At 48.3% G+C, this 24,498-nt stretch carries 21 protein-coding genes; 7 read left to right on the top strand and 14 right to left on the bottom strand.

What is annotated here, in order from left to right; genetic code table 11:
• Positions 1-9: 9 nt before the first annotated feature.
• Entirely contained in the window at positions 10-2,685 is a 2,676-nt protein-coding gene (locus AB8S08_RS06055; RefSeq protein WP_369744120.1) for a M14 family zinc carboxypeptidase, read from the top strand.
• Positions 2,686-2,718: 33 nt separating this feature from the next.
• Here AB8S08_RS06055 and dcd read toward each other — a convergent pair whose 3' ends face one another.
• Complete coding sequence (gene dcd, locus AB8S08_RS06050) at positions 2,719-3,309, bottom strand: dCTP deaminase (RefSeq protein ID WP_369744119.1); 591 nt, start codon at positions 3,307-3,309, stop codon at positions 2,719-2,721.
• 21 nt (positions 3,310-3,330) lie between these two features.
• Entirely contained in the window at positions 3,331-4,401 is a 1,071-nt protein-coding gene (gene apbC, locus AB8S08_RS06045) for an iron-sulfur cluster carrier protein ApbC (RefSeq protein WP_369744118.1), read from the bottom strand.
• 116 nt (positions 4,402-4,517) lie between these two features.
• On the opposite strand from apbC, the gene metG reads away from it, so the two are divergent.
• The 3 genes from metG to AB8S08_RS06030 are packed head-to-tail and all read left to right on the top strand — an operon-like array spanning position 4,518 to position 8,158.
• Positions 4,518-6,548 (top strand): methionine--tRNA ligase, encoded by a 2,031-nt coding sequence (metG, locus tag AB8S08_RS06040; RefSeq protein ID WP_369744117.1) that lies wholly within the window; start codon positions 4,518-4,520, stop codon positions 6,546-6,548.
• The gene (locus AB8S08_RS06035) at positions 6,548-7,738 is read left to right on the top strand and encodes a class I SAM-dependent rRNA methyltransferase (RefSeq protein ID WP_110075008.1); all 1,191 of its coding nucleotides are present in this window, start codon (positions 6,548-6,550) and stop codon (positions 7,736-7,738) included. Before metG ends, AB8S08_RS06035 begins: the two co-directional genes overlap by 1 nt.
• A gap of 54 nt (positions 7,739-7,792) precedes the next feature.
• Positions 7,793-8,158 (top strand): histidine triad nucleotide-binding protein, encoded by a 366-nt coding sequence (locus AB8S08_RS06030; protein WP_110075007.1) that lies wholly within the window; start codon positions 7,793-7,795, stop codon positions 8,156-8,158.
• Positions 8,159-8,221: 63 nt separating this feature from the next.
• Here the strand turns inward: AB8S08_RS06030 and ggt are convergent, their stop codons facing one another.
• The gene (gene ggt, locus AB8S08_RS06025; RefSeq protein WP_369744116.1) at positions 8,222-9,964 is read right to left on the bottom strand and encodes a gamma-glutamyltransferase; all 1,743 of its coding nucleotides are present in this window, start codon (positions 9,962-9,964) and stop codon (positions 8,222-8,224) included.
• 160 nt (positions 9,965-10,124) lie between these two features.
• Between ggt and AB8S08_RS06020 the strand changes: the two genes are divergently transcribed.
• A complete protein-coding gene (locus tag AB8S08_RS06020; protein WP_369744115.1) occupies positions 10,125-10,793 on the top strand; it encodes a rhomboid family intramembrane serine protease in 669 nt (222 codons plus the stop codon).
• 71 nt (positions 10,794-10,864) lie between these two features.
• Here the strand turns inward: AB8S08_RS06020 and AB8S08_RS06015 are convergent, their stop codons facing one another.
• The 11 genes from AB8S08_RS06015 to gyrA form a co-directional block, all read right to left on the bottom strand.
• Positions 10,865-11,182 (bottom strand): helix-hairpin-helix domain-containing protein, encoded by a 318-nt coding sequence (locus AB8S08_RS06015; RefSeq protein ID WP_110075004.1) that lies wholly within the window; start codon positions 11,180-11,182, stop codon positions 10,865-10,867.
• A 91-nt stretch (positions 11,183-11,273) separates the two neighbouring features.
• On the bottom strand, positions 11,274-11,969 hold the full coding sequence (gene pyrF / locus AB8S08_RS06010; RefSeq protein ID WP_153825533.1) for an orotidine-5'-phosphate decarboxylase: 696 nt from the start codon (positions 11,967-11,969) through the stop codon (positions 11,274-11,276).
• Entirely contained in the window at positions 11,970-13,127 is a 1,158-nt protein-coding gene (lapB, locus tag AB8S08_RS06005; RefSeq protein WP_369744114.1) for a lipopolysaccharide assembly protein LapB, read from the bottom strand.
• Entirely contained in the window at positions 13,127-13,405 is a 279-nt protein-coding gene (locus tag AB8S08_RS06000) for a lipopolysaccharide assembly protein LapA domain-containing protein (protein WP_110075001.1), read from the bottom strand. Before AB8S08_RS06000 ends, lapB begins: the two co-directional genes overlap by 1 nt.
• 56 nt (positions 13,406-13,461) lie before the next feature.
• The gene (ihfB, locus tag AB8S08_RS05995) at positions 13,462-13,746 is read right to left on the bottom strand and encodes an integration host factor subunit beta (protein ID WP_110075000.1); all 285 of its coding nucleotides are present in this window, start codon (positions 13,744-13,746) and stop codon (positions 13,462-13,464) included.
• A gap of 56 nt (positions 13,747-13,802) precedes the next feature.
• On the bottom strand, positions 13,803-15,476 hold the full coding sequence (gene rpsA / locus AB8S08_RS05990) for a 30S ribosomal protein S1 (protein WP_110074999.1): 1,674 nt from the start codon (positions 15,474-15,476) through the stop codon (positions 13,803-13,805).
• Between the two features lie 120 nt (positions 15,477-15,596).
• Entirely contained in the window at positions 15,597-16,289 is a 693-nt protein-coding gene (gene cmk / locus AB8S08_RS05985; protein WP_369744113.1) for a (d)CMP kinase, read from the bottom strand.
• 59 nt (positions 16,290-16,348) lie between these two features.
• Positions 16,349-17,740: a 3-phosphoshikimate 1-carboxyvinyltransferase gene (gene aroA / locus AB8S08_RS05980; RefSeq protein WP_369744112.1), complete on the bottom strand. Its 1,392-nt coding sequence runs from the start codon at positions 17,738-17,740 to the stop codon at positions 16,349-16,351.
• A 24-nt stretch (positions 17,741-17,764) separates the two neighbouring features.
• Complete coding sequence (gene hisC, locus AB8S08_RS05975; protein WP_369744111.1) at positions 17,765-18,868, bottom strand: histidinol-phosphate transaminase; 1,104 nt, start codon at positions 18,866-18,868, stop codon at positions 17,765-17,767.
• 101 nt (positions 18,869-18,969) lie between these two features.
• Positions 18,970-20,052 (bottom strand): 3-phosphoserine/phosphohydroxythreonine transaminase, encoded by a 1,083-nt coding sequence (gene serC, locus AB8S08_RS05970; RefSeq protein WP_369744110.1) that lies wholly within the window; start codon positions 20,050-20,052, stop codon positions 18,970-18,972.
• 3 nt (positions 20,053-20,055) lie between these two features.
• Complete coding sequence (gene gyrA / locus AB8S08_RS05965; RefSeq protein WP_369744109.1) at positions 20,056-22,731, bottom strand: DNA gyrase subunit A; 2,676 nt, start codon at positions 22,729-22,731, stop codon at positions 20,056-20,058.
• A gap of 143 nt (positions 22,732-22,874) precedes the next feature.
• Here gyrA and ubiG point away from each other — a divergent pair, with 143 nt between their 5' ends.
• Together ubiG and AB8S08_RS05955 are read left to right on the top strand one after the other, a co-directional pair.
• Positions 22,875-23,591 (top strand): bifunctional 2-polyprenyl-6-hydroxyphenol methylase/3-demethylubiquinol 3-O-methyltransferase UbiG, encoded by a 717-nt coding sequence (ubiG, locus tag AB8S08_RS05960; RefSeq protein WP_369744108.1) that lies wholly within the window; start codon positions 22,875-22,877, stop codon positions 23,589-23,591.
• Between the two features lie 2 nt (positions 23,592-23,593).
• Positions 23,594-24,250 (top strand): HAD family hydrolase, encoded by a 657-nt coding sequence (locus tag AB8S08_RS05955; RefSeq protein ID WP_369744107.1) that lies wholly within the window; start codon positions 23,594-23,596, stop codon positions 24,248-24,250.
• Positions 24,251-24,498 lie beyond the last annotated feature (248 nt).

Below are 24,498 nucleotides of genomic sequence, written 5' to 3'. Positions count from 1 at the left end.
GAATGGCCCATGAAATTAACCAAACTTGTGGTGCAATTGGCGGCACTGTTAAGTTGCACCAGTTGGAGTGCGCTTGCCGCAGAACCAGCACAACAGCTTGGCTTGGCAATCGATTATCAAGCCAACAGCCCGACTATCGAGGCTGTTTTAGGGTACCCAGGCGGCAGTCGTATCAGTTCACCCGAGGCCATCGAAGCTTATTTTAATGCCTTAGCCAAAGCCTACCCAGAGCAAGTACAAGTGCACTCTTATGGGCGCAGCTGGGAGGGCAGAAATCTTTATTACGTGGTGATTTCGAGCGCTGAAAATATGGCTAAGTTAGGTGCTTATCAAGCAAATATTGCGGCGTTAAGCGCAGCCGATAGTACCTCCAGCAAACAAGCCGAGCAGTTAATTCAAAGCATGCCAGCCAGCGTCTGGCTCTCGTATGGGGTGCATGGTAACGAGATCTCATCACCTGAAGCCGCCATGCTTACAGCTTGGCATTTGCTGGCAGCAACTGATGCCACAACGCAAGGTTACTTAGACCAAGCTTATGTGTTTATTGACCCTGTTCAAAACCCAGACGGGCGTGCACGCTTTGTCAGTCGCTATTACATGACTGCAGGGTTAGAACACAGTAGCGATAGACTTTCAGCAGAACATAACGAACCTTGGCCAAGTGGTCGTAGTAACCACTATTTGTTCGATTTAAACCGCGACTGGCTAGCTCTAACCCAGCCTGAAATTGCCGGTCAAGTGGATGCCCTGTTAAAAAATATGCCGCTAGTGTATGTCGATTTACATGAGATGGGCGGCGACACCAGCTACTACTTCACGCCTGAAGCTGAGCCCTATAACCCTTTAATCACGGAGACACAACGCAAAGCGCTGTGGACCATAGGTGAAAATAACGGCAAGTGGTTTGATCAGCACGGTTACGACTACTACACCCGTGAAGTGTTTGATGCCTTTTATCCAGGTTACGGCGCCAGTTGGCCTTTGTACCATGGCGCTATTTCCATGACCTACGAAATGGCATCGGCACGCGGCCATAAATTTCGCACGAAAGACGGCGAGATCTTAACCTACGGTGATGGCGTACAACGCCATTTTATTGCCTCTATCGCTACCATTGAAACGGTCGCTAAAGAACGTCAGCAATTATTGCAAAGTTATTGGGACTATCGCCAACAAGCAGTGCAACTGGGGCGTCAAAGCAAGCAGCGATACTGGGTATTTAATCCACAACATGATGCTGCAGCAGCGCGCCGGCTTGCCGGTTTGCTAACCCGCCATGGCGTTAAAGTTGAACAAGCAGAGCAAGACTTCAAAGCCTGTGGCAATCAATATGCTGCCGGTAGCTTTATTGTCGATAGCGCCCAGCCGGCCTACTACATGTTGCGCACGCTGCTCGATAAAGACATTGCCATGGATGCCGACTTTATTGCTGAACAAGAGCGGCGCCGCAAGAATAACCTAGCCGATGAAATTTATGACGTTACTGCTTGGTCACTGCCGCAGATGTTTAATGTTAGCTATCAAACCTGTGCCAAGTTACCGCGGGTGGCCACTGTTGCTGCTGGGACGGATCTGATTAAGCCAGGTCAAGTTAATCAGGCTGATGCCAAGGTGGGCTTTATCGTCCCTTGGGGTGATATGAATGCGGGACGTTTTCTCACCGCGGCGCTACGTGAAGGCCTCACAGTAAAACAAACGGATTTACCTTTTACCCATAGTAACGGCAAGCGCTATCCAGCCGGGTCTCTCATTTTAACCCATGCCGACAATGCCAATTTGGCTGCAATTATCCAAGACTTAGCGGTTGCCAGTGGGGCTCAGGTTGATGGCGTGAATTCTAGTTGGGTGACTGATGGCCCTAACTTTGGTTCTAATAACGTGCAACGGGTGCATGCGCCCCAAATCGCTATGTTGTGGGACGAGCCAGTATCTAGCCTAAATGCCGGGCATACGCGGTTTGTGATTGAGCAGCAGTTTAACTATCCAGTTACCGCCATACGCGCGGCCCAATTAGCTGGCGCCAACTTAAGCCAGTATCAAGTGTTGATCATGCCAGCAGCCAGTAGCGGTGCATTGCAAGCCGCATTAGGTGAACGCGGGCAACAAAATATTCAGGATTGGGTTGCCAAAGGCGGTGTCTTAATTACTCTTGGCAGCAGTTCTGCGTGGGCCGTAGATGCCGAGTTTTTATCTAGTGCATTAGAAAGTGTTGTGCAAACTAAAGCCCCAAGCCACGGTGACGAAAAACGTGTTGAGGGCTTGCTGTTTAAGCAGCGTGAAGAACTTATGCACTACATTCAAGCCGACCATGCCGACCCATACTGGACCGCTGGCGTTATCACCCGCTTGCAGGTAGACCAAGAACATTGGTTAAGTGCAGGGGTCAAACCTGAGGTTTTTGCGGTAACGGTTGGTAATCAAATTTTCCGCCCGCTTACCATTGATCATGGCCGCAACATTGTGAATTATGCCGGCCCTAATGAGGTGTTAGCGAGCGGTTATTTGTGGGCTGAGAATCAACAGCAGTTGGCTTATAAACCTTATCTGATGTGGCAGCCGCAGGGTCGCGGCATGGTGATAAGCTTTACCCAAGAGCCCACCTATCGGGCCTACCTTGATGGTCTGAATATTCTGTTAATGAATGCCATCTTTGCCGGGGCTAGCCACGCTAGCCCACTCCGATAGCTATAACTGCAATAAGCGCCTAGACCTCCTCGTCTAGGCGCTCTTGTCAGCCCCAATACGCGATGCAACCGCACCTCGTTGATCCTTGTATTTAGCGTCTTTGCGCGAACTATAAGGGCGTACACATGGCTCATCAAGTTGTTCAAAGCTGAGTGCACCGATTTTCATCAGCGGCCGTAACGCTAACGGCAACTTACCACTATTAAAAAATTCAAGCACCACCTGCCCCGACCAACCGGGGTCGATGCGGTGAGCAGTTACATGCACCATTAATCCCAACCGCGCCAACGACGAGCGACCATCTAACCATCCCACCATATCAGCGGGTAAGGTCACCGATTCATGGGTAACCGCCAAGGCAAACTCACCCGGGTGAATAAAAAAGGCTTGGTCTTCATTCAGTACAATGGCATCGCTCATCACCGATTGAATCGCTTTATCAATCTCATCGCGTGGGCCGCTGATATCGATAAAAGGAGCAGCGTGATCTTGCAACACTCTAAATTCATTTCCCAAATGAATATCTACGGTGACGCCGCTGATATCCTCCGCCAATGGCGCTGGGTCTAAGATGATTTTACCAGCCGCTAAGTAGGCTTCTATTTGACCATCGGTTAAACGCATGGCGAGCTCTCCTGCTTGTTCTTATGATGCGTTAGCTTGGGCTTGTTGATAAAGCTGGGCCGCCAACGCCGTTGCGCTTTGTTTGATAATAACACTAATAGGGTCATCAGGAGCACTTACCACCAAAGGGGTGCCGTTATCTAAGCTCTCACGTAAGCGCGCTGCTAGAGGCCACTGGCCTAGCAAGGGCACGCCATGTTCAGCAGCCACGTTAACCCCGCCGCCAGTACCAAAAATCGCTTCATGATGACCACACTGACTGCACTCAAAATAACTCATGTTCTCGATTAAACCAGTAATCGGCACCCCTACTTTCTGGAACATGGTAATGCCTTTTTCAGCATCTGCTAGCGCCACAGTCTGTGGTGTGGTGACTACCACCGCCCCAGTGATGGGCAGCTTTTGCGCAAAGGTTAGCTGAATATCGCCGGTACCCGGCGGTAGGTCAACAATCAGGTAATCGAGAGCTGGCCATTTGGTATCCCGAAAGAGCTGTTGCAACGCAGCGCTGGCCATAGGGCCACGCCAAATAGCAGCATCCTTGGTATCGGTAAGGTAACCCAACGATGAAGCATACACACCATGGCGTTGATGGGAGATCATTTTTTGCTGCTCATTCACGGTCATCTTCTCATCAGCACCACCGAGCATGGTAGGTAACGAAGGACCATAAACATCGGCATCGAGAATACCCACCTTGGCACCGAAACTTGTCAAGGCCAACGCCAGTTGCACGCTCACCGAAGATTTACCCACCCCACCTTTGCCTGACGACACCACAATCACGTTGCCATAGACAAGCGGCAATTCAGGTTGGGAATTTTTTAGCTTAGCGACCTTGCACAGCAACTGCCATTGATACTGACCTAACTGAGGGTCTTGCTGGAAAGACTCCAACACACTGGCATCAGCGGCAAAGGGTAAGGTCAAAGTGGCTTTATTACCCGCTACGCTCACCCATGCCGCAGGGATAGCGCCTTGCCAACCTGGCAACCTCATCTTGGCTAAAGCAGCGTTAAACTGCGTGGTTGCATCCAACGTGGTTGATGGGTCTGTGGCGGCGGCTTTGGATTTTTTGAAACGACTAAACATCTATCCCTCCCAGCTTGGTTGTGGGCAGTCATGATACGGCTAGTTCGGCTGGATTGCCAGCCATGATTAAGTTACACTTTAGGCCTTTAAATATCACGGAATTAACGGAACTATCCATGCCGACAGCAACTCGCAAAATTCTGGTTACCAATGCCCTTCCTTACGCTAATGGGCCGATTCACATTGGGCATATGCTTGGCTACATTCAAGCCGACATTTGGGTCCGTTTTCAGAAGTTACGTGGACACGAATGCCATTATGTCTGTGCCGATGATGCGCACGGTACGCCGATTATGCTTAAAGCACAGCAATTAGGTATTGCGCCAGAGCAAATGATTGCCGATATGAATCAAGCCCACCAAGCTGACTTTGCGGACTTTCATGTAGCCTTTGATCATTATCACTCGACCCATAGTGACGAGAATCGTGAACTAGCGGAGCTTATCTACACCCGCTTACGTGATGCTGGACATATTAAAACCAAGACCATTGAGCAGTTGTACGATCCACAGCAAGAAATGTTTTTGCCCGATCGCTTCGTCAAAGGCACCTGCCCTAAATGTGGTGCAGAAGATCAGTACGGCGATAACTGCGATGTGTGCGGCGCTACCTATGCACCAACTGAACTTAAAAACCCTAAATCTGCGGTTTCTGGTGCCACCCCTGAGTTGCGTCAATCAGAACATTACTTCTTTGATTTACCAGCCTTTGAGCAGATGCTTAAAGAATGGACTCGCTCGGGTTCGTTGCAAGACGAAATGGCAAACAAATTAAACGAATGGTTTGAGTCAGGCCTACAAATGTGGGACATCAGCCGTGATGCCCCCTACTTCGGCTTTGAAATCCCAGATGCGCCTGGCAAGTATTTCTACGTGTGGCTTGATGCTCCAATTGGCTATATGGGTAGTTTTAAGCACTATTGCCAAACCACCGGCAAAGCTAATTTCGACGACTACTGGCAACTCGATAGTGACGCCGAGCTTTATCATTTTATTGGCAAAGACATCATCTACTTTCACAGCCTGTTTTGGCCAGCCATGCTCAAGGGTGCAAGCTTCCGGCAACCAACCAACGTGTGGGCACACGGCTTTATCACGGTGAACGGCACCAAGATGTCCAAATCCAAAGGCACTTTTGTGATGGCTCGTACCTATCTGGATCACCTAGATCCGGATTACTTGCGCTACTATTTCGCTGCCAAACTGACCAACCGTATTGATGATTTAGATTTGAATCTGACCGATTTCGCTCAGCGCGTTAATGCAGATTTAGTTGGTAAGGTGGTCAACATAGCGAGTCGTTGTGCAGGCTTTATTAGTAAGAAGTTTGACGGTAAGTTAGCAGCTAGCATCAGCGATACCAGCTTATTAGATGAGTTCCAAGCGGCGGCCGCTGGCATCGCCCAAGCGTACGAAAAACGCGAGTTCTCAAAAGCGATGCGCGACATCATGGCACTGGCTGATAAAGCAAACTTCTACATCGCCGAGCAAGAGCCTTGGCAGCTTATCAAAGACCCAAGCAAACAGGCTCAAGTGCATGAAATTTGTTCTATCGGCATTAACTTGTTCCGCTTACTGATGATTTATTTAACCCCTGTGGTGCCAGCCTTGGCAACCCGCGTGCAAGAGTTCTTGAACGATGAATTTAGTTGGGATAGTCACCAACAACTATTAACAGATCACACCATTAGCCCGTTCAAGGCCCTGTTACAACGTATTGACATGGAAAAAGTAGAAGCCATGATTGAAGATTCGAAAGCCAGCGCAACCCCAGCTGCAGCCGCCACCAGCAACGGTGAACTCGAACGTGACCCTATCAGCGCGGAAATTAACTATGACGACTTTGCTAAAGTTGATTTACGGGTTGCACTGATTGCTAACGCCGAGCACGTTGAAGGCGCTGATAAGCTACTTAAGTTGACCCTAGATTTAGGTGGTGAAACACGCCAAGTTTTTGCCGGCATCAAATCGGCTTATGCCCCAGAGCAACTGATTGGCCAACACACCGTGATGGTCGCTAACTTGGCGCCACGCAAAATGCGGTTTGGCTTATCAGAAGGCATGGTTCTAGCGGCCGGCCCTGGTGGCGAAGAACTGTTTATTCTTAATCCACACGCTGGTGCAAAACCAGGGATGCGGGTTAAATAATGGTCGCTACCGTACACCTCTACGAAGGCAAAGAGAAATCCTTAAAGCGCTTACATCCGTGGGTGTTTAGCGGAGCCATTGCGCGCGTTAAAGGCCAACCTGAAAGCGGTGCTACTGTCTCTATCCATGCACATAATGGTGACTGGCTCGGCTATGCCGCTTGGTCACCAAAATCGCAAATTCGCGCACGGGTATGGAGCTTCAATCAAGGTGACAGCATTGATGCGGAGTTTTTTCTGCAACGCATTGCCGCGGCAAAGGCGTTACGCGATGGGCTTGATCTGCGTAGTAATGCCTATCGACTGGTTGCCGCAGAGGCTGACCAACTGCCCGGCATCACCATCGATAAATACGACAATTGGCTGGTCTGCCAGTTACTCAGCGCAGGAGCTGAATTCTGGCGCGATGCTATTGTAAACGCTTTACGAGAACTGTTTCCTGAGTGCTCTATTTATGAGCGCTCCGATGTAGATGTGCGGCAAAAAGAAGGCTTACCAACGGTCACTCAAATACTCTACAGTCAAACTGGCGAGGCGCCTCCAACCACCTTATGGATTGAAGAGAACGGCTTGCAACTGGGCGTAGATATTCAAGCTGGACACAAAACCGGTTATTACCTAGATCAGCGTGATAGTCGGTTAGCGATACAAAAGTATGCACCCGGCAAACGTGTCTTGAACGCTTTTAGTTATACCGGTGGTTTTGGCTTATATGCAGCAGCAGCTGGTGCGACCGAAGTGGTTAATTTAGATGTGTCAGCTCCAGCCTTGGCACAAGCGGCTGCCAATCATGAGCGCAACCAATTGCCACCAGAGCAGCTACGAAATCTACAACTTGATGTGTTCGAAGCCTTACGCAAGTTTCATCAAAACGGTGAGCGTTTTGATGTGATCGTGCTCGACCCACCCAAGTTTGTCGATAATAAGGCGAACCTCAATAGTGCATGCCGTGGTTATAAAGATATCAATCGTCTCGCAACCATGATCCTTAAGCCTGGTGGTACCCTGATCACGTTTTCATGTTCTGGCCTGTTGCCTGTAGATTTGTTCCAAAAAGTAGTCGCAGATGCAGCCCTGGATGCCAAGCGTCCGCTACACATCATTGAGCGGTTATTTCAGGGCGCAGATCACCCAGTCCGCACTAACTTTCCAGAGTCGTTGTATCTAAAAGGATTTGTTCTGCGCGGTTAACTTAGCTAGAGTTATTAGCATAAGCAGCGCAACAGCAGCATAGACGAGGTAAGCATGAGTACTATTTTTGACAAAATTATCAGCCGCGAGATTCCAGCTGAGATAGTTTATGAAGATGATCTGAGTTTGGCGTTCAAAGATATTAATCCGCAAGCGCCCGTTCATCTGTTGATTATCCCGAAACAACACATAGCCACCATCAATGATATTACGGAAGACAATCGTGAGATCGTTGGGCATTTGTATTGGGTGGCAGCAAAAATTGCCGCTCAGTATGATTTTGCTAAAGACGGCTATCGGGTCGTGATGAACTGCAATGAAGATGGTGGTCAATCGGTCTACCACATTCACTTACACTTGTTGGCGGGGATCACCATGGGCTGGCCGCCATTTGCAAATAACCGGCCGAAACAAGTTTAGACGAAGCATAAAAAAAGCCGCTGGTACCATTTAATCACCAGCGGCCTTCCTTTTTAAGAGCAACTACTGACCGGTCGCAATACCCTCACGACGAGGATCTGCACCACCGTACAAGCTACCATCTTCTAAGCGGCTGATACCATGCAAACCGCTGTTAAGGTCTTGCACCCGTACCTGATGGCCACGGGCTTTGAGGCCCTCTGCTAGAGCTTCAATCGTGGTTCCCCGCTCTAGTGCAGTCTCACCATTTAAGTTAGTCACGTGCGGCAAATCCATCGCTGCTTGCATATCCAAATTCCAATCAAGCAAGCCGACTAAGGTTTGTGCAACATAGTTAATAATGCGAGCACCGCCAGGTGAACCCACCACATGCAGTAACTCTCCTTGCTCATCAAACACCATCATCGGTGACATCGAGCTACGCGGGCGCTTACCCGGCTCAACCCGGTTAGCGACCGCTTTGCCGTTCACTTCAGGTACGATTGAAAAGTCCGTCAGTTGGTTATTTAGCAAGAAGCCTCCTACCATCACCCCTGAACCAAATCCTGTTTCAATACTAGTGGTTAAAGACACCGCATTACCTTCAGCATCAACAATAGAAATGTGGGAGGTATTAGGGAACTCCGGCGATTGATCATCTGCATATACCAGAGTCATTAGTTCACCGGGCGTTGCCTTACCTAAATCGCGCTCGCCAATCAGTTGCGCACGCTCGGATAAATAACCCTTATCAAGCATGGCGGTGACAGGAACATCAACAAAATCACTATCGGCAATGTAACGGTTACGATCGGCGAAAGCTAACTTCGATGCTTGGGTAAAATAATGGACAGCCTGTTCACTGTTAGGCGCTAACTCGGCTAAATTTTTACTCTCTAACATGCTTAATATTTGCAGCACGGTAATCCCACCAGAACTTGGCGGTGCCATCCCGCACACCTCATAGACACGATAGTTACTACAAACAGGCTCACGAATAACTGCTTGATAGCTAGCTAAATCTTCGACACTTAAGGTGCCTGGGCTACGTTCTGCTTGTTGCACCGCTTGCGCTATTTGGGTGGCTAATGGCCCACGATACAAGGCATCTGCGCCCTGCTCAGCAATCATACGTAGGCTAGCAGCTAGTTCAGGGTTTTTTAATACTTGCCCTTGCTTGAGGGCTTGACCGTTTGGATAAAAGTAGTCTTTAGCTGGGCTTAAGGTTTTTAAGCCAGGATGAAATTCCAAATCAAGTAAGCCTTGAAGCCGCGCCGAGACAGTAAAACCCTGCTCGGCGGTAGTAATGGTATCAGTGAATAGCTGCTGCCATGGTAACTTGCCCCATTGCTGATGAGCTAGCTCTAAACCACGCAAAATACCCGGGGTCCCTACCGAACGCCCACCTACCACAGCGTCTAAAAAGCTAGCCGGTGGCTGCCCTTGGGCGTCAAGGAATAACTCAGGCGTGGCCGCCGCGGGTGCAGTTTCACGCGCATCAACGGTATAAAGTTGTTGTTCGCTGGCATCCCAATAAAGTAAAAAACCACCGCCACCAATACCAGAAGACTGTGGCTCAGTTAAAGTCAGCATGGCTTGTACCGCCACTGCGGCATCAATTGCACTTCCACCTGCCGCTAACACCTTCCGCCCAGCTTCTGCCGCCGCGGGTGTAGCTGCTGCCACCATATATTGCTGGGCTGCTTGCCCGCTTTTCGCAATAAAGCCAGTAGCTGCTTCAGGATCAGCTGCAACCCGTTCCGTAGGGGTAGTTTGGCTACCACAACCAACTAATGCAAGCGCTAGTAACGCCCAATACTTCTGCATAATTATCACCTTATTCGTGCTATTACTCGCAAGATGCGGATTTACCTAGTCATTCAGTCTTTTCATGCTATCGCTGCTATCATAAGATCTTGTGCCATTGATAACAACGCCATTGCGGCTTATCCTCGTCATTCATAGGCCGCCATGTAAGGATGACAACGTGTCAAAATCACCGCCCAAAACAACATTATCTGCCTTAGTCTTATCTGAACGAGGACAAATTACCATCAGTAGCTTGTTGCTTGCTGTGATTATGGTATGGCTGCATTTTTATCAGCAACAACAAGGCTCGTTGCTTGAGACCTTTGATTTTACTCAACCTTTGGTGTGGCAAGAGCCTTGGCGCCTGCTTACCGCTCATATCCTGCACCTTGATGCTCAGCACGCCATCTACAATGCGATTGGACTGCTTCTGCTCACCCTATTTTTTGCTGGCAACTTTACTCTACGTAGCTGGTTCAATGCACTTCTGATTATTGCTGTTGTCATTGCCGCTCTGGTTTGGTTGATTGGCTACCCGAGCCGTTTTGTTGGCTTTTCAGCGATATTACACGGGTTATTGCTACTTGGTGTATTACTAGACTGGCGGCAACAAGATTATCAGTGGTCTGATTGGCTGAACCCCCTAGCGCTTGGGTTATTAGGGCTTAAAGTGCTACTCGAGTATTATGGTTTGCTGCAAAGTAAAATTCTGTTGAGTATCGGCGATCCGCAAGCGGTTGGTATACTTCATGCCTGTGGTTTAGTGGGTGGTATACTCGCATGGCATCTGCACTGCCGTAGCCTTAAAGCTTTGGCTACCCTGACCGAATCAAACCAGGACAAATAAAATAAAGGGCCCAATCCGTGGGCCCTATAACTTAATCAGATCCGTCGCTATAACAGCTGCGTTAATGTCCCTTACAGGACAATCCGATCTTTGTTGAGTTCGAGCATACGTGGGCCTATTCCCTTCACCTGCATCAGTTGATTAGCATCACTAAAAGTGCCTAACTGCTCACGTAATTTGATAATAGCTTCAGCACGCTTTAAGCCAACGCCGGTGAGGGCCATGGCTAATTGTTCAGCGCTAGCAGTATTGATATTAACCGTAGGGGTACTTGCTGCTTCTTGCATCGCCACTGCAGCAGGAGCAAATAATAAAGGTTGGGCTACAGCCGGCTGTAACAACACCAGCGGTGATAACATCGAGGCGAAAATCAAGGTTTTCCGTAACATAAGGCACTCTCCAAGTCAGTTTGATGACTGCACCATGCAGACCTGAAGAGTGTACGAAGGGGCTGGCGTTTAAGCCATTAAATAGCTCGTATTAGGCCGTGAGCGATTGCTTAATTGCAGTTAAGGCTGCGGCGGGGTCAGACGCTTGAGTAATAGGTCGACCGATGACTAACACTTCAATTCCTAATTGATTAGCCGCTGCAGGCGTCATAGTACGGCGTTGATCATCTGCAGCACTACCAGCCGGACGAATACCTGGCGTGACTCGCATAAAGTTCGGGCCACAGTGTTCGGCAATCAGCTCGGCTTCTTGGGCCGAACAAACCACCCCATCTAAGCCCGCTTGCTGGGTTAATTTGGCTAACCGTAACACCTGCTCTTGCGGGCTTACGTTAATGCCTTGCTCGGCTAAATCTTCGGCTGTCATACTGGTTAACACCGTGACCGCGATTAAGAAAGGTGGCTGGGGTAAGTCTGCCAGAGCCTCCCGCGCCGCTTGCATCATCCGACTACCGCCGCTTGCATGCACGTTAACCATCCAAACCCCAAGGTCGGCAGCCGCACGTACCGCTTTACCTACAGTGTTTGGAATATCATGAAATTTCAGATCAAGAAATACTTTAAAGCCCAGTGCAACCAACTCTTTCACAAATTCAGGGCCTGCCGCAGTAAAGAGTTCTTTGCCAACCTTTAAACCGCACGCACTAGGCGAAAGTAACTTAATCAACGGCCAAGCTTGTGCAGGCGTGGCATAATCTAAGGCTACAAAGATTTCTGACTGTTTCATTTATTCTCCATCTAAACCAATTATGGGTTTTATTTCGCCCCAACTCCGACAGCTAGGGCAATGCCAATAAAGGGTACTGCCCGAAAAACCACAGTGGCGACAGCGATACTTCGGCCGCTGTTGCATCTGCTGTTGCACCAACTTCTGCAGCATGCGCAGACTATCGCGAGCTTTACCAACATCAGCCGCACGAATATGAAAATCCATTAATTTATGAAACCCGCGCATGGTCGGATTTTGAATCAAGGTAGACTGAATAAATTGCTCTGCTGCCTCAATGCTATTTTCACGAGCGATAAGTTCAGACAATAACACGGCCGCTGAAGTTGAATGTGCCACCTTCACGCATTCATGTAAAAACTGCACCAAGCCTGTTTCATCGTGTAAATCATCAAAACATGCCTTGATGAGTGGTAAGGCTTCGCTGACGAAATCGCTATCTTCATGCAGGATGCCCACTAATATATTACGCGCTTTGCCGAGCTGCCCCTGGGCATACCACATCCGCCCTAGCGCAAGCGCGGCACGGACACATTCAGAATCGTGCTGACGTGCTTTTAAATAATACTTTTCGCCCGCTTCAGGTTGCGTTTGTTGCTCTGCTAATTCGCAATAAAGTTGCCCTACCAATACCTCAGCAGAGCTGTCAAAGCGAGTGATTTTCAAGGCGACACGAATCGCTTTATCCCACTCATGGGTAGATTCATAAAGTTCTAATAAATGGCGTTGGCAGGCTTCATGAAACTGTTTGTCGGTTTGCAGGGCCAGTAACATGTCTTCGGCCCGATCGTAAATACCCGCAGCCAGATAATCTAGACCTAACTCAAACATGGCCATGCGCCGTTGCTGTTCGGTTATTGAGGGTCTTGAGGTGAGGTTCTGATGAATTTTAATCGCGCGATCTATTTCACCACGGCGGCGAAATAGTTTACCCAGCGCCCAGTGGGTTTCTAAGGTGTCTGAATCTACATCAAGCAGTTCAATAAACAGGTCGACTGCTTTATCCGGTTGATCAGAAAGTAATAAATTTAAGCCGGTGACATATTGCTTGGAGAATTGTTCTTGTTCTTTGCGGTCTTCATTACGCACACTGTTACGCCCCATGAACCAGCCATAGGCAGCAGCAACAGGTAACAATAAGAATAACAATTCAAGCATTAAGGGGTGCTCGTTTTCACCAGCTGTTTACGTAATTTCTTTATTTCTCGGCCTAACAGAAATTGCCGAGCTAACATGGCTATCACACCAATGATAAAGCCAAGAGCCAAAAATAGTGCTGCAACTAGTGCTAACGAAACTTGTTGTTGTACAGCCAGAAAATCAACGGTGACTGGCGTATTGTTCATAGCACCAAAAGCGATGGCAATTAAAAATAGAATCAATAAGGGTAAGCTAACAAACAAGAATCGGATCATAGTTACAGGTCTCGTCTTCATAAAAAAACGGCATGCTTTATAGTAGCATGCCGTTTTGTTTAACTCGACGTTAAAAATCAACCGATGTTGTCGACCCGCTCACGCAGTTCTTTACCCGGTTTAAAATGAGGGACATATTTGCCCTCAAGTTCAACCGATTCACCGGTTTTAGGATTACGTCCAACCCGCGGCGCTCGATAATGCAATGAGAAACTACCAAAGCCACGAATCTCAATCCGTCCGCCTGACGCCATTTGTTGCGCCATCTGCTCGATAATTTCTTTCACCGCATCTTCAATCTGACGCGAAGAATGCTCTGGGTACAACGCCGTTAACTGGTTAATCAGTTCCGATTTTGTCATCTTAAGCTCCTCTATGTATGCGTCAATGCGCTGGGGTTTTCAGTAAACCTGACTTATTAGTCGTTTTTCGCCGCTTTGAAGGCTTCAGCCATTGCGTTAGAGAAGTCAGCTTCGTCTTGCTGCTTGTTCACTGACTCAATAGCTTCTTTCTCTTCAACTTCGTCTTTAGCACGAATAGACAGGCTCAAAGTACGGTTCTTACGATCAACGCCCATGAAACGAGCTTCGATTTCGTCACCAACTTTCAACTCAGTGGTAGCGTCTTCAACGCGATCACGTGAGATATCAGCGGCACGAACGTAACCTTCAACGCTGTCAGCCAGTTCAACTTTTGCACCTTTGGCATCAACTTCGATGACCTTACCAGTAACAATAGCACCTTTTTTGTTAGCTGCCAGATAATTGTTGAACGGATCTTCTTCTAATTGCTTGATACCAAGAGAGATGCGCTCGCGCTCTGCGTCAACTTGTAACACCACAGCGGTAACTTCTTCACCTTTCTTGAATTCGCGTACAGCTTCTTCGCCAGTAGCGTTCCAGCTGATGTCAGACAAGTGAACCAAACCGTCGATGCCGCCATCTAAACCGATGAAGATACCGAAGTCAGTGATTGACTTGATCTTACCTGACACTTTGTCACCTTTGTTGAAGTTCTTCGCGAACTCTTCCCAAGGGTTAGCTTTACACTGTTTCAGGCCAAGTGAAATACGACGACGTTCTTCGTCAATTTCAAGAACCATAACTTCAACCACGTCATCCAAGTTAACAACTTTAGATGGGTGAACGTTTTTGTTGGTCCAATCCATTTCAGAAACGTGTACCAAACCTTCTACGCCTTCTTCGATTTCAACGAAGCAGCCGTAATCAGTTAAGTTGGTTACACGACCAGTCAAACGATGACCTTCTGGGTAACGAGCTGCGATATCCGCCCATGGATCTGCGCCTAATTGCTTCAGACCTAATGATACGCGAGTACGCTCACGATCGAATTTCAATACTTTCACATTGATTTCGTCGCCTACGTTAACCACTTCGCTTGGGTGCTTAACGCGCTTCCAAGCCATATCGGTAATGTGCAACAAGCCGTCAACGCCGCCTAGATCAACGAACGCGCCGTAGTCAGTCAGGTTCTTAACGATACCTTTAACTTCTTGACCTTCTTGCAAGTTCTCTAGCAGCTCATCACGCTCTGCACTGTTCTCAGTTTCAATAACAGCACGACGAGAAACAACAACGTTGTTGCGCTTCTGGTCTAGCTTGATAACTTTGAACTCTAAATCTTTGTTTTCTAGGTGCGTCGTTTCACGAACTGGACGAACATCTACCAATGAACCTGGTAAGAATGCACGAACGCCACCTAAATCTACAGTGAAGCCACCTTTAACTTTACCGCTGATGAAACCGGTAACAGTTTCTTGGTCTTCATAAGCTTTTTCCAGCTGTAACCAAGCTTCATAACGTTTTGCTTTTTCGCGTGACAGGATAGTTTCACCGAAACCATCTTCAACCGCATCTAGTGCTACGTCAATTTGATCGCCAACTTGAACTTCTACAACGCCTTCTGCGTTGCGGAATTGCTCAACCGGAATAGCACTTTCAGATTTCAGACCGGCGTCTACCAAAACAACGTCACGGTTGATAGCTACGATGGTGCCTTTTACGATAGAACCTGGGCGAGTTTCGACCTCTTTGAGGCTTTCTTCAAACAGCTGTGCAAAATTTTCTGACATATGAGTTAGCTTACTTCAGTTAAGTACGTCCACCAGACATCCTGTTCGGCGGGGTTATTAAAAATAATCTGTTCGCTTATCCTTGCTACAGACCGCTAAGTTAGCCAGCTACATGCTGACCTACTCAGAATGCGAGAGCTTGCTGTACGCAAACTCAAGAATACTGTCCACCACCTCGTCAATGCTCAGATCCGTTGAATCTATCTGCAACGAACCTTCAGCGGCACGCAAAGGTGCAACCGAGCGATTGGTGTCGCGTGCATCACGCTCGCGAATTTCGGTGATTAATTGGTCGATTTTAGCAGTAAAACCTTTATCTAGCAATTGTTGGTAACGCCGTTGTGCACGTTCTTCGGGGCTGGCTGTTAAAAACACCTTTGCCGCAGCGTCGGTAAACACCACAGTTCCCATATCTCGACCATCAGCAACGAGGCCTGGCAGCTCTTTAAACGCCCGTTGACGGCGCAATAAAGCTTCACGTACCCGTGGCAACGCAGCAATTTTGGAAGCCATATTACCGACCTCTTCATTACGAATGGTCATGGTAACGTCTTCACCTTCTAAGATAATATGGGTTAAGTCTGGGTCTTCTTCTACGTCAAACTTAACGTCTAGCGCTCCTGCTAGAGCCACTAAGCTTGCTTCATCATCGGCGGCGAACCCATGATGTAACGCAGCGAGAGCTAAAACGCGATAGATGGCGCCACTGTCAAGTAAATGCCAACCTAACTTATCAGCGAGAATACGGCTTACCGTACCTTTGCCGGCACCGCTTGGTCCATCGATGGTGATTACCGGAATCTGTTTGGTCATGCTATCCCCTACCCAATAAAAGCGCCGCAATTATACGGAATTGGCAGAAAATTGCACCTTTATTCGGTGAACTTACGATGAACCTTACTCGACGTTTGCGTTACCGCACAAAAATCTTCGAAATAACGCGGGTAGGTTTTGCGACAGCAATCAGGGTCAAGAATAGTCACGCCACTGGCACTGAAACCTAACAATGAAAAGCACATCGCCATCCGATGGTCATCGTAGGTGGCAATCTCAGCATGCTGCAATTGGGCCGGCGCAGTGATTTCAATGCCATCAGCATGCTCAACCACCTGAGCCCCCACTTTGCGCAGCTCAGTCGCCATAGCGTGCAGGCGATCGGTTTCTTTAATCCGCCAATTGGCGATATTGCGGATGTTTGTGGTGCCCTCGGCAAACAACGCCAAAGTGGCAAAAGTCATGGCGGCATCAGGGATGGCATTTAAATCAGCATCTAAAGCTTGTAACGGCTGGGATAACTGGCGGCTCACCCTGATTTGTTGCGGCTGGATATCAACCTCAGCGCCCATTTGCGCAAGGTAATCGGCAAAGGCTATATCGCCTTGAATGCTATCTGCACCCACCCCTTTAACCGTTAACGGACCACCGCTAATCGCCGCCGCCGCTAACCAGTACGAGGCCGCACTGGCATCCCCTTCTACCCAATACTGCTGAGGGCTTTGATAGCGTTGTCCGCCGGCAATGAAAAACTCATGGGCACTCACTTGGGCAATGGTGATACCAAAACGTCGTAACATAGCCAGAGTTAATTCAATGTAGGGCCAAGATACCACCTCGCCGGTCAGCTCTAACAGGGTGTCATCCGCCAACAAAGGTAGCGCCATCAGTAGCGCCGAAATGTATTGGCTTGAGGCACTCCCGTCTACTTGCAGCGAGCCCCCACACAAACCAGCACCGAGTCGTAACGGCGGATAGCCTGGCTGTTGTAGAAACTTGATTGAAGCATGGCCGGCTTGCAAGGTATCGGTCAACGCCGCGAGCGGACGTTCATGCATGCGTGCATCGCCGGCTATCACTACAGCTGCGGTTGCGGGTACGGTGGCAGCCAAGACTGCGGTCAACGGCCGTACCGCAGTGCCTGCATTACCTAGGAACAACTCAAGGGTTGCCGCAGGGTTAGCTTGCCAATAGGGCCAATCACCACCGCAACCATGCACGGTAACCTGGCTGGGGTCGTTGGCATCAAGCTCAATCCGCACGCCTAACGCAGTCAAAGCTTCGAGCATGCGTTCAGTGTCGTCGCTGCGCAGTAAATTCGTTACCCGAGTAACTGCCGGGGCAGCCCCAGAATGAGAACCAGAATTCGAATCTGAGTTACTACACAAGGCCGCCATTAGTAAGGCACGATTCGCTATACTTTTTGAACCGGGCAAAGTAACCTCGCCCGCACAAGAGCTTAATCCACTTAAGGCTATCCTACCGCTCATAGCATCAATAACCCCAATAACTGATTACAGTAGAATGCTTTTTAGTGCATCAATAAACACTTGGTTTTCGTGTTCAAGGCCAATACTTACGCGTAAGTGGTTCGGTAATTGGTACCCAGCTACCGGCCGCACAATCACGCCTTTATGCAGTAACTGCTGATAAATATCGGCCGCATTAGCTCCAACTTCAATGGTCAAAAAGTTTCCATAGGATGGAATGTAAGCTAAGTTAAATTGTTCACAAAATTCAATCAGTTGTGCCATTCCTGCCTGGTTGACAGCAATAGATTGAGCTAAATATTCAGCATCATCTAGAACAACTTCAGCAGCCTTTAGGCTCAAGCTGTTCATGTTAAATGGCTGACGCACCCGATTCATTAAATCTGCGATATCCGCATGGGTCACCGCATAACCGGCTCGTAAGCCGGCTAAGCCATAAGCTTTAGAAAAAGTACGGCTTACAATCAAATTAGGATAGCGCTGAACCCATTCAACCGAAGGCGCTCGTTCAGCTGCAGGCACGTATTCGTAGTAAGCTTCGTCTAACACCACCAACACCTGCGCAGGTACTTTAGCTAAGAAACTTTCCAGCTCAGCCGTGGTTAAGAAAGTACCGGTTGGATTATTTGGATTAGCGATAAAAATCATTCGTGTTTTATCGGTAATAGCTGCGGCCATAGCATCCAAATCGTGACCATAGTTTTTCGCTGGTACTGCAATACCCTTGGCACCAATAGCTTGAGTTACCAATGGATACACCACAAACGCATGTTGCGAAAACAGCACTTCATGATGTTCGTTAACAAAGGTACGCGCCAACAGTTCTAAGACATCGTTGGAGCCGTTACCTAAGGTGATTTGATTAATATTTACACCCAGTTTCTCAGCCAGTTTGCTCTTTAGATAAAAACCGTTGGCGTCAGGATAGCGAGCTAATCCGGCTAAGGTATCTTGCAAAGCTGCGGTAACCTGCTTGCTCAACCCCAGCGGATTTTCGTTCGAAGCAAGTTTCACGATATCTGTTAGCCCTAGTTCGCGCTCAAGCTCTTCAATGGGTTTACCTGCCTGGTATGGGCTTAAGTTACGTACGCCAACATTAGCGAGAGATTTTGCATCAAAGTTTGTCATGAGTTTCCTGGTTGTTCGTTGTTCGTTGTTCGTTGTCAGTAAAGGGTGCCCACGCCAATAGCTAATATCCAATAGCTAACAGCGCTCTTGCTTTCAAGTCATCACACCTTGCGTTCAAACTCAGCCATAAATTCCACCAGCGCATCCACGCCGGCCATTGGCATCGCATTATAAATACTGGCGCGCATACCACCCACAAACCTATGCCCTTTTAGACCCACTAAACCAGCCGCTGCAGCCTGTTCTAAAAAGGCATTATCAAGCGAACTATCAGCCAGTAAAAACGGAATATTCATGCGTGAACGATAATCTGGATGCACCGGGTTTGAATAAAAGTCTGATTGATCAATGTAGTGGTAAAGCTTAGCTGCTTTAGCTCGGTTTAGTTCACCTATCGCAGCCACCCCACCTTGGCGTTTTAACCATTGAAACACCAAGGCTGATAAATACCATGCAAAGGTGTTAGGAGTGTTATACATCGAGCCTTCTTTGGCCTGCACGGTATAATCCATAATGGTGGAGGTATTCGTTTGCGCGTGACCTAACAAATCTTCACGCACAATACTAATCGCAAAACCAGAAGGACCTATATTCTTTTGTGCACCGGCATAGATAACGCCAAACTTACTCACGTCCAGCGGCTCAGAGAGAATATTCGACGACATATCAGCCACAATGGGAGCATTCACTTGCGGTATCTCATGCACCGCAATACCGTCCACTGTCTCATTCGGGCAATAATGAAAGTACGCTGCATGTTCAGATAACTGCCATGAGTCTGGATGACTTATTGCTTTACCTTGATCGGTTTGCACAGCCGCGCCGACAACATTGACATGGCGTACGTACTTTTGCGCTTCACGAATCGCAAAGTCAGACCAAATCCCGCAGTTTAGATAATCCACGGTCGCGTCAGCAGCCGCAATATTTTGTGGGACAGCACTGAATTGACCGCGTCCACCACCATGCATAAACAGCACTTTATAGTGGTCTGGAATAGCCATCAAATCGCGTAAATCTTGCTCAGCTTGTTCCGCCAAGCGGATAAACGCTGGGTCGCGGTGACTTATTTCCATCACTGAAATGCCTAAATCATTCCAGTTTAAAAACTCATCGCGCGCTTGTTGCATTACTTCTGCCGGCAACATTGCCGGCCCCGCAGAAAAATTAAACGGGGCGCTCATGGCTTATTCCTCACCTTCGACAACATCGGTTTCGTCATCCGCTTCGTCATCTAGCGGCTCGTCTGTTTCGCCCTCAACAGGTTCATTCAACAATGGATCTAATTCTTCATCCTCGTCGATATCATCAACCCGTTGTAATCCAACTACTTTTTCATCATCACCGGTACGAATCAAGCGCACGCCTTGAGTGTTACGGCCAACCACTGAAACTTCACTGACGCGAGTCCGTACCAAGGTGCCTTTGTTACTAATGAGCATGATTTGATTACTATCAATCACTTCCATCGCACCTACGACTTGGCCGTTACGCTCACTCACCTTGATCGAAACCACACCTTTGGTAGCACGGCTCTTAGCTGGATACTCAGTGATTGGCGTACGCTTACCGTAGCCATTTTCAGTCACCGTAAGCACCGATGGCATTTCTGCTTCACCGTCGTCCGCAAGTTCGAGTTCGTCACCAGTGCGCGGCACAATCAAGCTAACCACATGCTGCCCAGCTTCTAGGCGAATACCACGGACACCTGTAGCAGTGCGGCTGACCGAACGAACTTGATCTTCGCTAAAGCGAACTACTTTACCAGCATTCGAGAACAGCATGATCTCATCACCAGCGGTAGTCACATCAACCCCAATCAACTCATCGCCTTCAACCAAGTTAAGCGCAATAATGCCGCCTTTACGTTGCCGCGAATATTCCACCATTGGGGTCTTCTTCACGGTACCGTTACGGGTGGCCATGATGATAAATTTATCTTCTGGGTAATCGCGCGTTGGCAGAATCGCAGTGATCCTTTCATCCGCTTCTAACGGCAACAAGTTGACGATAGGACGGCCACGCGAAGTGCGGTTGGCCAGCGGTAATTGGTACACTTTCATCCAATAGATTTTACCGCGGGTTGAGAAGCATAGAATGGTGTCGTGCGTATTCGCCACCCACAAGCGCTCAATGAAATCTTCATCTTTCATCTTAGTTGCGGCTTTACCTTTGCCGCCGCGGCGCTGTGCTTCATATTCGGTAAGTGGCTGATACTTCACGTAGCCATGGTGCGACAAAGTCACCACCACGTCTTCTTCATTAATCAAATCTTCCATGCTGATATCGTGTGCTGCCGCCGTAATTTCTGTACGTCGCGCATCACCATAATCAGCTTTGATTTTTTCTAGCTCTTCACGAATCACTTCCATCAGCCGCTCTGGGCTATTCAAAATCAACAGTAATTCTTCAATAACCTGCAACAAGCCTTTGTATTCATCTAGGATTTTCTCATGCTCAAGACCCGTTAACTTGTGCAAACGTAAATCCAAGATGGCTTGTGCTTGCTCGTCAGTTAAATGGTACTCACCGTCACGAATACCGTATTTTTCATCCAGATGATCAGGCCGCGCTGCATCAACCCCAGCCCGTTCTAGCATCGCGGCAACATCGCCTAAACGCCAAGCGCGACTGGTTAAACCAGCCTTCGCATCGGCCGCTGTTTGTGACCGACGAATCAGCTCAATGATCTCATCGATGTTAGCTAGCGCAATGGCTAAGCCTTCTAAGATGTGGGCGCGCTCACGAGCTTTACGCAGCTCATACACAGAGCGGCGGGTAACCACTTCACGCCGGTGCAGAATAAAGCAATGCAGCATGTCGCGTAAGTTAAACAGGCGCGGTTGGTTTTTATCCAACGCCACCATGTTAATACCAAACACCACTTGCATTTGCGTATTGGCGTACAGGTGGTTTAAGACCACCTCACCTACTTCACCGCGTTTTAATTCGATGACAATCCGCATCCCGTCTTTATCAGATTCGTCGCGTAAAGCGCTGATCCCTTCCAGACGTTTTTCTTTAACTAATTCAGCGATTTTTTCAATCAGTTTAGCTTTGTTAACTTGATACGGGATTTCCGAAACAATGATGGTTTCACGGCCATTATCTTCCGTTTCAATCTCAGCCTTAGCGCGTAAATGAATACGACCACGACCGGTACGATAGGCTTCAACGATGCCTGAACGACCTGAAATGGATGCCGCAGTTGGAAAATCTGGGCCCGGAATGTAATCCATCAATTCATCAATGGTGATGTCTGGGTTTTCAATCATGGCCAAGCAGCCATTCACCACTTCGGTAAGGTTGTGCGGCGGAATGTTCGTAGCCATACCAACCGCAATACCCGACGAACCATTCACTAATAAGTTAGGTACTCGGGTAGGTAAAACATCCGGAATTTGCTCTGTGCCGTCATAGTTAGGCACAAAGTTAACGGTTTCTTTATCTAGGTCAGAGAGCAATTCGCTGGCAATTTTTGCCATCCGAATTTCGGTGTAACGCATGGCTGCCGCCGAGTCACCGTCTACTGAACCAAAGTTACCTTGACCATCAACCAACATGTAACGCAACGAGAATGGCTGAGCCATCCGCACGATGGTGTCATACACAGCAATATCACCATGAGGGTGATATTTACCGATCACGTCACCAACAATACGCGCTGATTTTTTGTAAGGCTTGTTGTAGTCATTACGCAGTTCATTCATCGCAAACAGTACACGACGGTGAACTGGCTTGAGGCCGTCACGAACGTCCGGTAAAGCTCGACCGACAATTACACTCATGGCGTAATCTAAATACGAACTCTTCAACTCATCTTCAATGTTAACCGGAACGACTTCTCTGGCGAGATCACTCATAGTAGTTATATCCCTAAACGATCTGTCTTTTTATAGTTTTACAAGATAACGCCATTGTACCCGTACGGGCTTACTATCGCATCTTTTTTTATCCCTGTAGGTTGGGTACACTGTACCTACTTTTAAGCCGTAGCAGAAGCCCTATGACCACAAGTTCTAATGTTGATCCTGCAGAAATTGAAAAATTCAGTGCCATCGCCTCACGTTGGTGGGACCCCGCCGGAGAGTTTAAACCGCTGCATCAAATTAATCCGTTGCGCTTAGACTTTATCCAAGCTGCCTGTGATGGTGTGTTTGGTAGCCGTATTGTCGATATTGGTTGCGGTGGCGGCTTGTTGGCAGAAGGCCTAGCCCGGGCTGGTGCTCAGGTGACCGGCATTGATTTGGCTGAACAATCGTTGCAAGTAGCCAGATTACATGCCTTAGAAAGCCAGCTACAAATTGACTATCAATTTATCCCAGCCGAACAACTGGCCGCAAGTGAGCCAGGCCAGTTTGACGTGGTCACTTGTTTAGAAATGCTCGAGCATGTGCCCAACCCAGCGGCGATAGTCCAAGCGGCAGCAGACTTGGTTAAGCCAGGTGGTAAGGTATTTTTCTCAACCTTGAACCGTAATCTAAAATCTTGGTTGCTTGGGATCGTTGCGGCAGAATATGTGCTGCAGTGGGTACCGAAAGGCACGCATCAGCACCAAAAGTTCATTCAACCGGCTGAATTATTGCGCATGACCGATGCTGCTGGATTGGTTGCACAACGCATGACAGGGCTCCATTACCTGCCGTGGCGCGGCTTTTACTTAGACCAGAACAATGTTGATGTAAATTACATCGTCTGTTTAACCAAACCGTTGAAGGACTAAGCATGTCACGTCCAGCTGCAATCCTGTTTGATTTAGATGGCACCCTGTTAGATACAGCCCCTGACTTAGGCGCAGCTTTAAACCGCGTCCTTAGGGCTGAGCAACGCCCCTTAGTTAGTGCTAGTGATTACACTCCGATTGCCTCTCATGGCTCCGCTGGGCTTTTACGCTTTGCCTACGGTGAAGCTGAATTTGAACAACGCAAAGACGAACTCAGACACAAGTTCTTAAGTTTTTATAGCGAAGCTATTGCTGAACAAACCCAGCTTTTTGCTGGGGTTAGCGAACTACTAGCACAACTACAACAGCAACAGATACCCGTTGCTATTGTCACCAATAAGCCAACGGCCCTAACCGTACAACTGCTGCCTAGCTTTCCTGAGTTAGCTGCGATCGAGGTGGTTGTCTGCGGCGATACCTTGACGGTGGCGAAACCATCACCACAACCTTTACTGCACGCTACCCAAGCACTACAAGTAGTGGCGGGCGATTGTTGGTACGTAGGCGATGCCGAGCGGGATATTCAAGCCGGTCGTGCTGCTGGCATGCGCACTATTGTGGCTAATTATGGCTACATCAGTGCCATCGAAACGCCAACCGCATGGGGAGCCGACAGTTTCATCGAAACCCCCTTAGAGTTACTCGATTTATTAACTTAATTATGATCTCTTGGCCTAACTACGGGGCTTGCGCTGGTCTGGATTTTGGCCTTGATTCGGCACCAACAAAAAGTGCCAGCAGCGCTGCTTCGCAGTTTTCACCAAAAAAAACCAGCACAACATATAGACAGTCACACCGCTGAAACGCCCATATGTAGATTTATCTAACTAAACCTCCGCTTTCTAATCGGTTTTCATTGAGCAACAAAACGTCAGCTAATGACGGTAAAAAAATTTCCAATATTTTT

This window comes from Pseudidiomarina sp. PP-1MA, assembly GCF_041200125.1.
GTDB lineage: Bacteria > Pseudomonadota > Gammaproteobacteria > Enterobacterales > Alteromonadaceae > Pseudidiomarina > Pseudidiomarina fusca.
The sequence above is the reverse complement of the archived record's forward strand: the minus strand, read 5'-3'. Positions and strand labels throughout refer to the sequence as shown.